The sequence below is a fragment of the Microbispora sp. NPDC004025 genome (assembly GCF_053604425.1).
This window is the reverse complement of record NZ_JBSGHN010000002.1, coordinates 695,623-709,618: the sequence shown is the minus strand read 5'-3', so window position 1 is coordinate 709,618 and position 13,996 is coordinate 695,623. Positions and strand designations below refer to the sequence as shown.

Annotated in this window: 13 protein-coding genes; 9 read left to right on the top strand and 4 right to left on the bottom strand. The window is 70.1% G+C overall.

The features are described 5' to 3' along the window. The first annotated feature begins 47 nt into the window (after positions 1–47). The 3 genes from ACWEQG_RS07570 to ACWEQG_RS07560 all read left to right on the top strand — a co-directional run bounded on the left by ACWEQG_RS07570 (position 48) and on the right by ACWEQG_RS07560 (position 6,213). Complete coding sequence (locus ACWEQG_RS07570; RefSeq protein ID WP_452282646.1) at positions 48–1,424, top strand: glycoside hydrolase family 5 protein; 1,377 nt, start codon at positions 48–50, stop codon at positions 1,422–1,424. Positions 1,425–1,533: 109 nt separating this feature from the next. Further along, on the top strand, positions 1,534–4,479 hold the full coding sequence (locus ACWEQG_RS07565) for an endo-1,4-beta-xylanase (RefSeq protein WP_452282644.1): 2,946 nt from the start codon (positions 1,534–1,536) through the stop codon (positions 4,477–4,479). A gap of 165 nt (positions 4,480–4,644) precedes the next feature. Then, positions 4,645–6,213 carry a glycoside hydrolase family 43 protein gene (locus ACWEQG_RS07560; RefSeq protein ID WP_452282642.1) on the top strand — a complete coding sequence of 523 codons (1,569 nt, stop codon included), beginning with the start codon at positions 4,645–4,647 and terminating at the stop codon, positions 6,211–6,213. Positions 6,214–6,225: 12 nt separating this feature from the next. Here ACWEQG_RS07560 and ACWEQG_RS07555 read toward each other — a convergent pair whose 3' ends face one another. The 3 genes from ACWEQG_RS07555 to ACWEQG_RS07545 form a co-directional block, all read right to left on the bottom strand. Beyond that, positions 6,226–7,017, bottom strand: coding sequence for an SDR family NAD(P)-dependent oxidoreductase (locus tag ACWEQG_RS07555; RefSeq protein ID WP_452282640.1), 792 nt, complete (start codon positions 7,015–7,017; stop codon positions 6,226–6,228). Further along, complete coding sequence (locus tag ACWEQG_RS07550) at positions 7,014–7,433, bottom strand: diiron oxygenase (protein ID WP_452282638.1); 420 nt, start codon at positions 7,431–7,433, stop codon at positions 7,014–7,016. The genes ACWEQG_RS07555 and ACWEQG_RS07550 overlap by 4 nt, the downstream gene beginning before the upstream one ends. A gap of 500 nt (positions 7,434–7,933) precedes the next feature. Further along, positions 7,934–8,611, bottom strand: coding sequence for a DUF998 domain-containing protein (locus ACWEQG_RS07545; RefSeq protein ID WP_452282636.1), 678 nt, complete (start codon positions 8,609–8,611; stop codon positions 7,934–7,936). A gap of 309 nt (positions 8,612–8,920) precedes the next feature. Here ACWEQG_RS07545 and ACWEQG_RS07540 point away from each other — a divergent pair, with 309 nt between their 5' ends. Continuing rightward, the gene (locus ACWEQG_RS07540; RefSeq protein ID WP_452282634.1) at positions 8,921–9,514 is read left to right on the top strand and encodes a TetR/AcrR family transcriptional regulator; all 594 of its coding nucleotides are present in this window, start codon (positions 8,921–8,923) and stop codon (positions 9,512–9,514) included. Between the two features lie 411 nt (positions 9,515–9,925). Here the strand turns inward: ACWEQG_RS07540 and ACWEQG_RS07535 are convergent, their stop codons facing one another. After that, positions 9,926–10,429, bottom strand: coding sequence for a MarR family winged helix-turn-helix transcriptional regulator (locus ACWEQG_RS07535; protein ID WP_452282632.1), 504 nt, complete (start codon positions 10,427–10,429; stop codon positions 9,926–9,928). A gap of 109 nt (positions 10,430–10,538) precedes the next feature. On the opposite strand from ACWEQG_RS07535, the gene ACWEQG_RS07530 reads away from it, so the two are divergent. The 5 genes from ACWEQG_RS07530 (at position 10,539) to ACWEQG_RS07510 (ending at position 13,664) form a co-directional block, all read left to right on the top strand. After that, positions 10,539–10,979: a MarR family winged helix-turn-helix transcriptional regulator gene (locus ACWEQG_RS07530; RefSeq protein ID WP_452282630.1), complete on the top strand. Its 441-nt coding sequence runs from the start codon at positions 10,539–10,541 to the stop codon at positions 10,977–10,979. 74 nt (positions 10,980–11,053) lie between these two features. Continuing rightward, positions 11,054–11,467, top strand: coding sequence for a nuclear transport factor 2 family protein (locus ACWEQG_RS07525; protein WP_452282628.1), 414 nt, complete (start codon positions 11,054–11,056; stop codon positions 11,465–11,467). A gap of 69 nt (positions 11,468–11,536) precedes the next feature. Further along, positions 11,537–12,196 carry a recombinase family protein gene (locus tag ACWEQG_RS07520; protein ID WP_452282888.1) on the top strand — a complete coding sequence of 220 codons (660 nt, stop codon included), beginning with the start codon at positions 11,537–11,539 and terminating at the stop codon, positions 12,194–12,196. Between the two features lie 97 nt (positions 12,197–12,293). Beyond that, positions 12,294–13,169 carry an SDR family NAD(P)-dependent oxidoreductase gene (locus tag ACWEQG_RS07515; RefSeq protein ID WP_452282626.1) on the top strand — a complete coding sequence of 292 codons (876 nt, stop codon included), beginning with the start codon at positions 12,294–12,296 and terminating at the stop codon, positions 13,167–13,169. A 9-nt stretch (positions 13,170–13,178) separates the two neighbouring features. Continuing rightward, a complete protein-coding gene (locus tag ACWEQG_RS07510) occupies positions 13,179–13,664 on the top strand; it encodes a MerR family transcriptional regulator (protein WP_363464395.1) in 486 nt (161 codons plus the stop codon). Positions 13,665–13,996 lie beyond the last annotated feature (332 nt).

The window sequence follows — 13,996 nt, the reverse complement described above, 5'->3', positions numbered from 1 at the left end:
CGGCCACGCCGCCGGTTTCGAGGATTTTCGGAGATTGAGGAGAGTCGATGACGCTGCTGCGTGTGTCCGGATCCCGGCTGGTAGACGAGACGGGCGGCACGGTCCGGCTGCGGGGGGTCGGCCTGGGCGGCTGGCTCAACATGGAGAACTTCATCACCGGCTACGCGGCCGACGAGTCCTCCATGCGCGCGGCGGTGCGAGAAGCGCTCGGCGAGGAACGCTACGAGCTGTTCTTCGAGCGCTTCCTCACCTCGTTCTTCACCGAGGCCGACGCCGACCTGCTGCGGGACACAGGCGTCAACTGCGTGCGGATCCCGGTGAACTACCGCCACTTCGAGACGGACGACCGGCCGATGGAGATCACCGAGCGCGGCTTCCGCCATCTCGACCGTGTGATCGGGATGCTGGGTGAGCGCGGCATCTACAGCGTCATCGACCTGCACGCGCTCCCGGGGGCGCAGAACCAGCACTGGCACTCCGACAACCCCACCCACATCGCCTCCTTCTGGCAGCACCGGCACTTCCAGGACCGGGCGGTGCACCTGTGGGAGGCGCTGGCCGACCACTACAAGGACAACCCGTGGGTGGCGGGCTACAACCCGATCAACGAGCCGGGCGACCCCAGCGGCAGGGTGGTCGGGCCCTTCTACGACCGTCTGGTCAAGGCGCTGCGCGCGGTGGACCCCGCCCACGTGCTGTTCCTCGACGGCAACACCTACTCGACCGACTTCTCGGTCTTCCACGAGGTCTACGAGAACACCGTTTTCGTCTGCCACGACTACGCGCTGGCCGGATTCGCCCACGGCGGCCCCTACCCGGGCTTCACCCGAGGCGAGTGGTGCGATCGCGACGAGCTGGAGCGCACCTTCGCCCGCCGCACCACCTTCCAGCGGGAGACCGGCACGCCGATCTGGGTCGGGGAGTTCGGGCCCGTCTACACCGGTGACCCCACGGTGGACGAGCAGCGCTACCAGATCCTGCGCGACCAGCTGGAGATCTTCGACGCGTACGAGGCCGGCTGGTCCATCTGGACCTACAAGGACGTCGGCCTGCAGGGCCTGGTCTGCGCCGGCGGGTCGTACATGGAGCGGTTCGGGCCGTTCATGGCGAAGAAGAAGCGGCTCGGCGCCGACCGGTGGGGCTCGACGATGGAGGAGACGGCGGGCGAGCTCGCGCCGCTGCACCGGCTGATCGACACCGAGTTCCCGAGCTGGGACCCTTACCCGTGGGGCGCCCGCTACCAGACCGACGACCTCATCCGGCACATCCTGATCGCACAGGCGCTGCTCCCCGAGTACGCCGATCTGTTCCGCGGGCTGACCGACGACGAACTGCTCGCGCTCGCCGACTCGTTCGCCCTGTCCCACTGCACCCGGCGCGAGCCTCTGATCCGGCTTCTCGCCGACAACCTGTCCGCGCGCTAGCGCGGCACGAGGAGACCCCCCGATGCGCAGCCTCCTTTCCCGGACGGCCGCGGTAGTTACGCGTTTGCTGCCAGTTCGGCCCGCAGCCGTGGCCGTCTTGTGCGCACTCATGGGACTGCCGGCGGTCGCGGTGAACGCGAATCCCGCCGCCGCCGCGGCCGTACAGGTCGCGAAGTACGACTTCGAAGACGGCACCACCCAGGGATGGGGGCCCAGAGGCGACGGGGTCGAGGTCGGTGCGACCTCCGACGCCGCGCACTCGGGGTCACGCTCCCTGCTCACCTCCGGCCGCACCGCCACCTGGCACGGGGCGTCCATCAGCCCGCCTTTCGAGAAGGGCGTCACCTACCAGGTGACCGCGTACGCGCGGATGGTGAGCGGGGAGCCGTCCAGCACGATCGCGCTGACCATGCAGCGCACCCCCGACGGCGGTGAGACCACCTACGAGCGGGTCGCCGCGGCCACCGTGACCGACGGCGGCTGGGCCGAGCTGTCGGGCACCTACTCCTTCGGAGCCGACTCCACCGGCCTGCAGCTCTACGCCGAGAGCTCCGACGCCACCGCGAAGTACTACATCGACGACATCGTGGTCACCTCCGACAGCGACCCCTCGCGCTCCGGGCTCACCACCGACTTCGAGACCGGCACGGCGCAGGGCTGGTCGCCGCGCGCCTCGGCGTCCCTGACGGCGAGCACCGAGGCGGCGCACGGAGGCACGCGCAGCCTCGCCGTCACCGGCCGCTCGGCCTCGTGGGACGGCCCGGCGATCAGCGTGCTGGGCAAGATGGCCAAGGGGTCGAAGTACACCCTGTCGGCCTGGGTGCGCCTCGGCCCGGACACGACCTCGGGCAACCTCGGCCTGTCGATCGAGCGCCGGACCGGCGGCACGCCCAGCTACGAGCGGGTGGCCGCGCCGAAGGCGGTCCCGGCGGGGCAGTGGGTCCAGCTCACCGGCACCTACACCCTCGCCCACGACGTGGACTTCCTCAGCGTCTACCTGGAGTCCGACGACGGGACGTTCCCCTTCTACCTGGACGACTTCACGCTGACGTACGTCGAGCCCAAGCCGATCCAGACCGGCATCCCCTCGCTGAAGGACGAGGTGCCGTTCACCCTGGGGGCGGCGATCTCCCGCGCCCAGACGCTCGGCGAGCACGGCGACCTGCTGCTCAAGCACTTCGGCGGCGTCACCCCCGGCAACGACCTCAAGTGGGACGCGACCGAGCCGCGTGAGGGCGAGTTCAGCTTCGCCGAGGGCGACTACCTGGTGGACTACGCCGTCCAGCACGGGCTGACCTTCCGCGGGCACACGCTCGCCTGGCACAGCCAGACGCCCGACTGGGTGTTCAAGGACGGCGACCGCGACCTCACCTCCTCCGCGCAGGACAAGGCGCTGCTGCTGAAGCGGCTGGAGAACCACGTCAAGACCCTGGTCGGCCGGTACAAGGGCAAGATCGCGGTCTGGGACGTGGTCAACGAGGTGATCGACGAGAACCAGCCCGACGGGCTGCGCCGGTCGAAGTGGTTCCAGATCACCGGTCTCGACTTCATCCGCACGGCCTTCCGGGTCGCGCGCGAGACCGACCCGGCGGCCAAGCTGTTCATCAACGACTACAACACCGAGTTCCCGCGCAAGCGGCAGGCGTTGTTCGCCCTGGTAAAGAAGCTGAAGGCCGAGGGCGTGCCGATCGACGGCGTCGGCCACCAGCTCCACCTGAACATCGAGCAGCCGCCGGCCGCCGAGGTCGAGGCCACCGTCGAGACGTTCGCGACGCTCCGCGTGGACCAGCAGATCACCGAGCTGGACGTGAGCGTCTACCCCGACTTCGTCTCCACGTGGGACACCATCCCCGCGGAGGTGCTCGCCGAGCAGGGCTACCGCTACAAGGAGCTGTTCGACGTCTTCCGCAGGCACAAGAGCGAGATCAGCTCGGTCACCGTCTGGGGCCTGGCCGACGACGACACGTGGCTGTCGACCTTCCCGATCACGCGGCTGAACGCGCCGCTGCTCTTCGACGACGAGCTCCAGGCCAAGCCGGCGTACTGGGGGATCGCCGACCCGGCGAAGCTGCCGCCGCTGGTGCGCAGGCTGGAGGCCCCCGCCGCGACGCCGAAGGTGGACGGCGGCCGGGACCTCGAATGGGACCTGCTGCCCGACGTCCCCATCGCCCGTGTGGGCCAGGTGTCGGCCGGGTTCCAGGCGCGCTCGTCGGCCAAGTGGCTGTACGTCCTGGCCGAGGTGCGCGACCCGGACGACGACCGGGGCGACCGGGTGACGTTCACCGTCGGCGGCAGGCCGTACGCGGTCGGGCGTGACGGCGGCCACCCGCACGGCGTGGACGCGGCCGTGAAGAAGACGCCCGGCGGCTACCGGGTGGAGGCGCGGCTTCCCCTCGGCACCGACGTCGGCGTGGTGGTCAGGGACGCCTCCGGCGGATCGGAGACCACGTGGACCGGCACGGTGACGGCCGTGCCGGCGGTGAAGCTCACCACGGCGCCCCGGCGGCAGCCCGTGGTCGACGGCGCCGTCGACCGGGTCTGGTCGGAGGCGCCGGAGATCCGCACCGCCACGTGGATCCAGGGCACGTCCGGGGCGACCGCGCGGGCCCGGGCCCTGTGGAGCGGCGGGACGCTCTACCTGCTGGCGCAGGTCTCCGACCCCACGCTCAGCGAGCAGTCGGCCAACCCCTGGGAGCAGGACTCGGTCGAGTTCTTCGTCGACCCCGGCAACGGCAAGACCAGAGGCTACGGCGACGACGACGGCCAGTACCGGATCAGCTTCTCCGGGAGGACCAGCGTCGGCGGCACCTTCGACGCCGCGGGCGTGAAGGACAACCTGACGGCCGCCGCGAAGGTCGTCCCCGGCGGATACGTGGTCGAGGCGGCCGTGAAGCTGCCCACGATCCCCCTGGAGGACGGCACGCTGCTCGGCTTCGACGTCCAGGTCAACGACGCCGCCGGGACCGCCCGTACGAGCGCGGTGACCTGGAGCGACGCCACCGGCCAGAGCTACCGGGACACCAGCCACTGGGGCGTGCTCCGGCTTCGGCGCTGAGCCCCGGCATCCTGCCGGACACCGATGACCGGAGCCGGATCCGCCGCGGGGGCCTGGCGCAGGGAGGCCCCGCGCTGGGAGGCTCTGGCGCACCGTGTCCGCGCCGGACGGCCCGGTTCCCCCGGAAGGGGGAACCGGGCCGGTCACGCTTGAGAGAGGGGACGAATGATCGACGCAGTCGACGGGTGGGAGTTCCGGAATCCGGTCATCCCCGGGTTCCACCCCGATCCATCGGTGTGCCGGGTGGGTGAGGACTACTACCTGGTGACCTCCAGCTTCGAGTGGTTCCCCGGGGTGCCGATCTTCCACAGCCGCGACCTGGTCAACTGGCGGCAGCTCGGGCACGTGCTCGACCGCCCGTCTCAGCTCGACCTTGACGGTGTGCGGCCCTCGGGCGGCGTCTACGCCGCCACCATCCGCCATCACAGGGGCGTCTTCTATGTCGTGACCACGGTGGTGGACGGGCCGGGCAACTTCATCGTCACCGCCGCCGACCCCGCGGGCCCCTGGAGCGAGCCCCGATGGCTGCCGGGCACCCGCGGCATGGATCCGTCGCTGCTGTTCGACGACGACGGCCGCGTCTGGTTCACCGCCACGAGGGAGAAGGAGGCGGCCCGCTACCCCGGCGAGACCGAGGTCTACCTCCTGGAGCTCGACCCGGTCACGCTGGAGCCGCGAGGCGAGGAGCGGGTCGTCTGGGAGGCCGTCCAGCGGGGCGCCGTGTGGGCCGAGGGCCCCCACCTGTACAAGATCGGCGGCAGGTACTACCTGCTGAGCTCGGAGGGCGGCACGTCGTATGACCACGCGGTCGTGGTGGCCAGGGCCGACCACGTGACCGGGCCCTACGAGCCGAACCCGCGCAACCCGATCCTCACCCACCGGCATCTCGGCCTCGGTCACCCCATCGCCTGCACGGGCCACGCCGACCTGGTGGAGACCCAGGACGGCGAGTGGTGGATGGTGCTGCTGGCCACGCGCCCGTACGGCACCCCCGGCGACCTGGGCGCCGGCAACGTGCGGGGCGACAACCTGGGCAGGGAGACCTTCCTCACCCGGGTCACCTGGGAGGACGGCTGGCCGGTCGCCGCTCAGGTCGAGCCCGTGGCCGCGGGGCCCGCGCTGCCCGAGCACCGCTGGCCCGCCGTGCCCGCCTGCGACCACTTCGACGCCGGCCGGCTCTCCCCGGTCTGGAACCACCTGCGCACCCCGCGCGCGCCCTACTGGAGCCTCGGCGACAGCCGGCTGCGGCTGCGGCTGCGGCCCGAGACGCTGGCCCAGCGGGTCAACCCGAGCCTGGTCGCCCGCCGGCAGCAGCACGTGGACTTCGCCGTCCACGCCGCGCTCGACTTCACGCCCGCGGCCGGGGAGTGCGCCGGGCTCGCGCTGGTGCAGAACGACGACCACCACGTGCTGCTCGTGCGGACCCAGCGCGGCCTCGAACTCGTCCGCAGGAAAGGGGGCGGCGACGACCTGCTCGCCTCCGTACGGGTGCCGGGCCAGCGGCGGCTGTACCTCGGCGTCGAGGCGCGCGGGCAGGCCTACCAGGCCAGGTACGCCGTGACGGCGGGGGAGTGGACCGACCTCGGCGATCCGGTGGACGGCAGGATCCTCAGCACCGCGGTCGCCGGCGGCTTCACCGGGGCCTACGTCGGCATGTACGCCAGCTCCAACGGCCGCCCGAGCTCCAACGTCGCCGCGTTCGACTGGTTCGAGTACCTGCCGCTCAGCCCGTGATCCGGCCGTGTATCAGCGCATGATCCGGCGGAAGGCCGTGCCGGCCGCCCGCACCGCCAGGGCGGGCGAGAGCCGTACGGCCCGCCAGGTGGCCCGGGCGGACGCGGGCGCCACGATGAGCGCCCGGTTCGCGGCCACGCCGCGCAGCACGTCGCGGGCGAGCGACTCCACGGGATACAGGCGCCCCTGGGCCCGCACGGCCGACGTGCGGGCGCGCAGGCCGATCTCGGTCTGCGGCAGCCCGGGGTTGGCGTTGTCCAGCAGCGGCGTGTCGGTGAACCCGGGGCAGACCACGCTGACCCGCACGCCGTGCGCCGCCGCCTCGGCCCGCAGCGCGAGCGACAGCCCGACGACGGCGTGCTTGGTCGTCGTGTACGGCAGCATCATGGGCGCGGGGGTCAGCCCGGCCAGCGACGCGGTGTTGACGATGTGCCCGAAGCCCTGCTCGATCATGAGCGGGTACGCCGCGTGCACACCGTGGACCACCCCGCGCAGGTTCACGTCGATCGTCCGGTTCCAGTGGTCGAGGGTGAACTCCTCGGCACGGCCGCCCACCGCGATGCCGGCGTTGTTGAACAGGAAGTCGAGCCGCCCGTGCTCGGCGGCCACCCCGGTGACCAGTTCCCGTACGGCCTCCGCGTCGGAGACGTCGCACACGACGCCCGCGCAGCCGAGCTCCTTGGCGGCGTCGTCGGTCCCCCGGACGTCGGCGATCGTGACGTGGACGCCGCGCCGTACGAGCTCGGCGGCGACGGCCCGCCCGATCCCCGACGCCCCGCCCGTGACGACGGCGGTCTTGCTCACGCGTTGCTCCTCGCCCGAACCCTCGGCTCGTCCCAGATGCCCATGACCCGCCACAGACGGCGGCTGACCGGGTTCATCATGCCCAGATCGGCGCACAGCTCCCTCGTTCTGGCCACCGAGTCGCGCGGGTCTGCGCGGCCGTCTCGGGGTTGTCCACGTAGACCTCGCGCACGACGTCGCCGGGAATGCGGAACGCCCTGATCACGGAGCCGGGCCGGGGACAGCATGATCCGCGCCATCAGGCCGATGATCAGCGGTGTGAGCACGCTCAGCGCGAAGCGGCGGTGGCGGGGCATGCGCGGCATCCGCCGCGTCGTGGTGTTGCGGGCGTAGGCGATCGCGGTGCAGGTGTTGTCGGAGGCCGTGCTCGTGTCGCCGTAGTCGTTGACCTTGGCCGGCAGACCGTCGCTCGGCACGCACCTTGCCCCCGGCGGGAGGACTGACGACGGCCCTGGAGCCTGCCGACACGCTCCGGGGCCCGTCCGCCCGGCCCTCGGCGACTGCGAATACCGGGGTGGCAGGGCCGCACCTCAACAGGTCTGCACGTAGGGCACCTCGCCTCCCACGTGCTCCTGCCACTCGGCCGGCGTCAGTGGCCGGCCCGCTCGCCGGCATACCTCGGGTACAACGCCTTCGGCGACTGGGAGCTGGTGGGGAACAAGACAGGCGCGACGCGGCTGGGCTTCGGTCTGTTGCTCAAGTTCTTCGAGCAGGAGGGCCGGTTCCCGCGGCATTCGGAGGAGGTCCCGAAGGCCGCTGTCGACGTTGAAGATCGAGCCGCCGGGGCGAGTGGACCGGATCGTGGGCGCGGGCCGGGCGCGGTTCGAGCGGGAGTTCTGCCTGCGTGTGCTGGGTGCTCGAAGAGTTCGGCGTCAGGCTGCCATTTCCGTGGTGACGGAGGACGCAAGGGGTTCGTTCACGTCTTCCGCTTCCAGATCGATGCTCCAGCGCAGATGAGGCCGATCAGGAACGGGTGAACGGCGCCGCGTTCGATCAGGCCGATGATGCCGATGGGGGTGTCGCCAGTGGTAAAGATCATCGCGAGGTAGAGCACCATCGAGAGCAGACCGATCACGCCGACCGTGATCAGTGCTCGCCCCATTTGCGGAGAGATGCCGATGCGCCGCCACCTGCTTCCGAGCACGATGGCCAGCGCGTTCCCACCGACGAAGCCGGCGAAGGCTCCCATGCTGTGGTACTCGCCGGTGCCGTTGTTGAGTGCCTCGCCAGATCCGGGAAACAGCGCGAGCAGGACGCCGCCGACGGCCAGCAGCGTCGCGGGGGCGAGCATGGCCCAACGGCGGCCGTCCGACAGATCGCGCAGCGTGGCCACTCCGGCCAGGATCGTGATCCCGAAGAGGAGGAATCCGGCATTCATTACCCAGGCTAGGGGCGAGTACATGTACTGCCCGAACAGGGTCGAGGGCCCATGGACTCCGAGGTTGCTGATGAAATGGTGCGTGTAGCTGTAGGCGGGGTCGGTCCACGCTGCGGCGGCGACAAACTCCCCGAGCAGGAAGATCGCCGGCCCGGCGACGAGCAACGCTCCCGCCACTCGGCGCTGCGCAGGCAAGCGCACGTGGGAGGCAGGCATCTCGCGACTTTTAGACCGTGAGTCAATTGCTTCGGACATGGTCGGGTCCCTTTCCGATAGCCGGGTTGGCGGGAGGGCCCGCCGGAGATCGACGCGGCTCGCTTGTGCCTGCGACTCCGATCGGCGGCGGCGATTTTCGGGCGCGCCGAGGAGGCCGAGCGGCTGGGCTGAGACCTCATTGGCCAGGAGCCCGGCAACCCGTCAACGAGTACGCCATGAGCGAGAACCGTTCACTTCACTCACTCACTTACTATATCGAGACTACTTTTACTGTCAATATGCTTAGTGTTCGGGTGTAGAGTATGCGCCATGGTGGATGCGGCGACGGCGGGCCGACGTGAGCGCAAGAAGGCGGCGACGCGGGCGGCGATATTGGAGGCGGCGACGACGCTTTTCCTTGCACGCGGCTTCGATGCGGTGACTGTGCGCGAGATCGCAGATGCGGCCGATGTGTCGCCCAAGACGGTCTTCACACACTTCCCACACAAGGAGGCGCTTGTCTTCAGTGACGAAGGTGAGCGGCATGAACGCCTGATTGCTGCGGTGAGTGGCCGCATGGCGGGGACCTCGATCTCCGACGCGCTGAAGGCCCACTACCTCTCCGAAATCGCCGCGCTCAGATCCGAGCCGCAGAGTCAAATACTCGCTCTCATGGAGGAGACGCCGGCTCTGGTCGACTACGCGGAGAAGATGTGGTTGCGCCACGAGGATGCCTTGGTCGCGGCGATCACCGAGGAATTCGGGCTGGAGGAGCCAAGCGAAGAGATCCGCTTCTACGTCCGGTTTGCCCTGCAGATTCAGCTCATGGCCATCCGTGAGCCCGATCCAGCGGCGGCCATCGATGCGGGGTTCCACCTTCTCGATAAGGGGTGGGCGCCCTACGTCGAGGCCGGAGGGGGATAAGCGCAGCCGCAAGGGGTCGTGAGCCGCCGCCATCCGGGCAGCTGAGGAGAGTCTCTAGGCCATGGCCTCACGTCGCGGCGGCGCCCCATCGGGCCCGCCGCTCCGGCATCGTGGCCAGGGCGCCGAGGGCCTCTTTCTCAGGGCCGTAGATGCGGCGGATGTTGGCGAGTCGCTGGTCGCGAGACTGGCCGGATTAACCTTCTCTGGACCTCAAGTGCCCGAAAGGGCCGATAATCTCGCCCGACGAGCAACGGCGCGAAAGTGAGCGGGTCGGTCGTCGGTGGCGAGCTTGCCCCTACGCGTCCGACGTGGCCGCGGCCGCAGGCATGATGATCTCGCACCTGGTGCTGCGGCAGGCCCGCCACCGTGCTGCGCGAGCGTCGCGGCGCCGGGCACGTGGCTGGTTTCGTGTCAGGAGATCGGGGGGTGCGGTGCCTGCCGGGTGTGGTGGTCCAGCAGGCGGGTGAGCAGGTGCACGAACTGGTCGCGTTCGGCGGGGGTCAGCGGGGCGAGCAGTTCGTCGTGGAGGTCGTCCAGGACCTTGTCCAGGCGGCGCAGGTGCCGGCGGCCTTGGGCGGTGATCGTGATGACGTTGCGGCGGCGGTCGTCGGGGTCCGGTGCCCGGCCGACGAGGCCGCGCTCGGTCAGTTCGTTGAGGACGCCGACCATGTCGCTGCGGTAGATGCCGGTGCGCCGGCTCAGCGTCGCCTGGCTGCCCGGGCCGTGCTCATGCAGCGAGGCCAGCACGGCGTAGTGCCACTTGCGGGCGTCGGCCTGGGCCAGTCCCTCGTTGATCAGCCGGTCCGACTGCGCGGTCATGCCCGACAGCAGGCGACTGGCCCGTCGGCGCAGTCTGTCCGGCGTCTGCGTCTCGCCGTCGTGTGGCATGTCGGTGGCTTCGGCTCCGCTGTTCATGACGCCGATCCTACCCTGTTGCGTTAGTCGGACTAACGATGTAGGTTCGTTCGTGGCATAAACGTTCGTCTAATAAACGTTAGTTGATGAAACGGCTTGGAAGGTCATCATGACGACCGCAGCCCAGACCTTCGGCACCGCGCTCATCGGCCAGACCGAGAAGGCGCTCAACGCGATCCTGGACCGGCAGCTCGCCGGGACCGGCATCACCGAACCCCAGTGGGTGACCCTCACGCTGACCGTGGTCAGCGGCGGGACCATCGACCGGGCCGAGCTCATCCAGCGGGTCGGCGGCGCCACCCAGTTCAGCCAGGCGTCGGTGGCCGAACGCATCGCCGAACTGACCGCCGCGGGATTCCTGCGCGACGGCGGCGAGGGCCGCGTCCAGGTCACCGACGAAGGGCGCGAGCGCTGGACGCAGGTCCGCGCCGCCATCGGCCCGATCACTCAGGGGCTGTGGGGCGACCTGCCGGCCGAGGACCTGGCCACCGCGGGCCGCGTCCTGAGCACCGTCCTGGGCAGGGCCAACGCGGTGCTGGCCACCCCCTGAACCCTGACTCCCCGAAACCCGCCACCCCCGGCGCGAAGACAACATCTCTGCCCTGCAGCACGAAAGAGGAAGTCATGTCCACGCACACTCTGATCGCCGACCGTATCGAGATCGCCGACCTGCTCACCCGCTTCGCGCTCCTGCTCGACGAGAAGCGATGGCAAGACGCGGGCACCGTCTTCGCCGACGATGTGGCCGTGCACTCGCCCCGCGGGGGCGAACTCCGCGGCATCGACAACGTCGTCGGCTTCATGCGCCAGAGCGAGGTCGAAGGGCAGGAGGCCCAGCACACGACCACCGATCTCCTGGTGGACGTCGACGGCGACCAGGCGGCCGGCTCGGCGAACTCGCTCGTGTTCTACTACCGCCCCGGCCAGGCGCCCCACTTCACCGGCGGCCTGCGACAGCACTTCACCGCGGCCCGCACGCCGGCAGGCTGGCGGTTGCGTGAGGTGCGGATCACGCCCGCCTGGACACGCGAGAGCTGACCTCCGCGAGGCCGGGACACACTCAGCTCATCCGGCACGAACCCAGCCAGGGCAACGTGGCGAGGGGACCTGCTCGCCACCGAACCCGCCGTCTCGGCCCGAATCAAGATCGGCTACGCGCGGGTGCCGACCGGCGGGCAGAACCTCGAACGCCAACTCGACGCCCTGAAGGCGGCCGGGTGCCGGCGCATCTTCGCCGAGAAGAAGTCCAGCAAGGACACCGACAGGCCCGAGCTCGCCGCCGCGCTGGCCTTCATGCAGCCCGGTGACACCCTCGTCGTCCCCTCCCTGGACAGGCTGTCGCGCTCCATCCAAGACTTGATCACAACGGTGGCCGACCTGCGCCGACGCGAGGTCGGCTTCACCTTGCTGCACGAGAACCTCGACACCACCCCTGGCGGGCGCCTGGTCTTCCACGTCTTCGCCGCCCTGGCCGAGTTCATCCGCGAACTCGTCTCCGGCACCCGCGAGGGCCTGGCCGCCGCCCGCGGCCGCGTCGGCGGCCAGCCCACCGTCGTCACCCCGGACCTCATCCGGGCAGCACGGGATCTGCTGCCCAACCCCGAGCACTCGATCACGTCAATCGCCAAGCTGCTGGGGGTGAGTCCGGGGACGCTGTACAACCACATCCCCGACCTGCGCGAGCTACGGGCCGGCCAAAAGCCCATGAACGCGCGCGCTCAGCGTTGGGTTCGGGAACAGGGGACGACGTGCGGCTCGGCAGGCTGACCGGGGACGGTGAACGCATCGACAGACAGACCGTCGACGAGCAGCGGCGGACGCCGCGCTTGCGTTCGAGCGCGCTCGAACTCCTAGCGTCGCTGGCATGACATCTCAACCAGGGACTCAGCAAACATGGATCATCACTGGCGCGTCGGCGGGCTTCGGCCGTGCCATCGCCGAGTGCGCGCTCGGGCGGGGCGACAACGTGGTGCTGGCCGTGCGGCGGCCCGGGTCGGTGGCCGACCTCGCAGACGCCCACCGCGACCAGGTGCTGGTCGCCGAGCTCGACGTGCGTGACACCGGACGCGCCGGGGACGTCGTACGGTCAGCGGCCGACCGATTCGATCGGGTGGACGTACTGGTGAACAACGCCGGCCGCGGGGTCATCGGCGCGGCCGAGGAGGTCAGCGAGGAGGAGCTTCGCGCGTCTTTGGAACTGCATCTGCTGGGTCCGGCGGCGCTCGTGCGGGCCGTCCTGCCATACTTTCGCGAGCAGAGGTCGGGCACGATCGTGCAGATGAGCAGCCAGGGCGGGCGCATCTCCTTCCCCGGTGTCGGCGCGTACTCGGCCGGCAAGTTCGCGCTCGAAGGCTGGTCGGAGGCGCTGGCCGGCGAGGTCGCGCCATTCGGAGTCCGGGTGATGATCGTCGAGCCGAGCCGGTTCCGCACCTCGTTCAACGCGCCCGGCGTGCTCGGGGTCGCCGACGCCAGCGCCGCGTACGCCGGGCTGCTAGGAGCCGTCCGCAACGACTTGGCGAGCGCCGACGGGATTCAGGAGGGCGATCCAGTACGGGCCGCGGAGATCATCGTGAACCTGGTCGCCGGTGATGAGCTGCCGCTGCGCCTTCCGCTCGGGCGTGAGGCGGTCGAGCGCATCGGCAGGTCCTACCGGCAGAACCTGGATGAGCTCGAACGCTGGGCCCCTGCCGCGCGCGCGGCCGACTTCCCCGGCGCCACCGCGTCCGCCCGGCCGATCTAGAGTGTCGCCATGGCCACGGACGATTTGATGTCGAGGGCGCTCGCCGCCCTCGACGAGGTCGACGGCCCGATGTCGGTCGAGGTAATCCACCGCCTCGTCGATGTCAGCGCCGTCACCGACCCCATGACCATCACGGAGGTCGCCGACCTGCTTGACATGTCGCCGCACACGCTGCGCTACTACGAGCGGATCGGGCTGGTCGAGGTGGCCCGCGACGCCAGCGGCCACCGCAGCTACGACGCGGAGGCGGTACGGAGACTGGTGTTCCTGACCCGCATGCGCCTGTCTGGGATGGCCATGCGCGACCTTCAGCATTACATGCGGCTGGCCGACGAAGGCGACGGCACCGTCCCCGAGCGCCTTGACCTGCTGCTCGAACACCGCGACACGATCCGCCGGCAGCTCAAGGAGCTGACCCTGTCGCTGGCGGCGACCGAATACAAGATCGCCACCTACGGCGGCCACACCGGCCCGTCGTCAGCGGGGAAGGCCTGACCCGTCGGCACCGAACCGCGCCGAATGGGTCCACCGCGCCCAGTCGGCACAGTCACCCTCGTCCTCATGACTTGGGCGAAGACATCGGCTCGACGCGGACGGCATGATCGGTGCCGACGGCATCCACTAGCGGACCCGGCAGAGCATCGACCCGGACGCACCGAAGGTCCGGTACCTGGGCATCATGGGGCGGCGACGAACGGCCTGGCCCGACTGGTCGTACGGCTCCTCGCCCCGTACTTTTGCGGAGGGCAGCCAAGGGCGGGATCGGATCCCTCGATTGGATGTCTAAGCACCGGATCGACTGGGCTGGGCGGGTTGACCACGCCCGT

Excerpts from the sequence above, each read along its gene's own strand:
- ACWEQG_RS07570 (WP_452282646.1), top strand. The coding sequence starts at position 48 with ATGACGCTGCTGCGTGTGTCCGGATCCCGGCTGGTAGACGAGACGGGC.
- ACWEQG_RS07565 (WP_452282644.1), top strand. The coding sequence starts at position 1,534 with ATGGGACTGCCGGCGGTCGCGGTGAACGCGAATCCCGCCGCCGCCGCG.
- ACWEQG_RS07560 (WP_452282642.1), top strand. The coding sequence starts at position 4,645 with ATGATCGACGCAGTCGACGGGTGGGAGTTCCGGAATCCGGTCATCCCC.
- ACWEQG_RS07545 (WP_452282636.1), bottom strand. The coding sequence starts at position 8,611 with ATGCCTGCCTCCCACGTGCGCTTGCCTGCGCAGCGCCGAGTGGCGGGA.
- ACWEQG_RS07540 (WP_452282634.1), top strand. The coding sequence starts at position 8,921 with ATGGTGGATGCGGCGACGGCGGGCCGACGTGAGCGCAAGAAGGCGGCG.
- ACWEQG_RS07535 (WP_452282632.1), bottom strand. The coding sequence starts at position 10,429 with ATGAACAGCGGAGCCGAAGCCACCGACATGCCACACGACGGCGAGACG.
- ACWEQG_RS07530 (WP_452282630.1), top strand. The coding sequence starts at position 10,539 with ATGACGACCGCAGCCCAGACCTTCGGCACCGCGCTCATCGGCCAGACC.
- ACWEQG_RS07525 (WP_452282628.1), top strand. The coding sequence starts at position 11,054 with ATGTCCACGCACACTCTGATCGCCGACCGTATCGAGATCGCCGACCTG.
- ACWEQG_RS07515 (WP_452282626.1), top strand. The coding sequence starts at position 12,294 with ATGACATCTCAACCAGGGACTCAGCAAACATGGATCATCACTGGCGCG.
- ACWEQG_RS07510 (WP_363464395.1), top strand. The coding sequence starts at position 13,179 with ATGGCCACGGACGATTTGATGTCGAGGGCGCTCGCCGCCCTCGACGAG.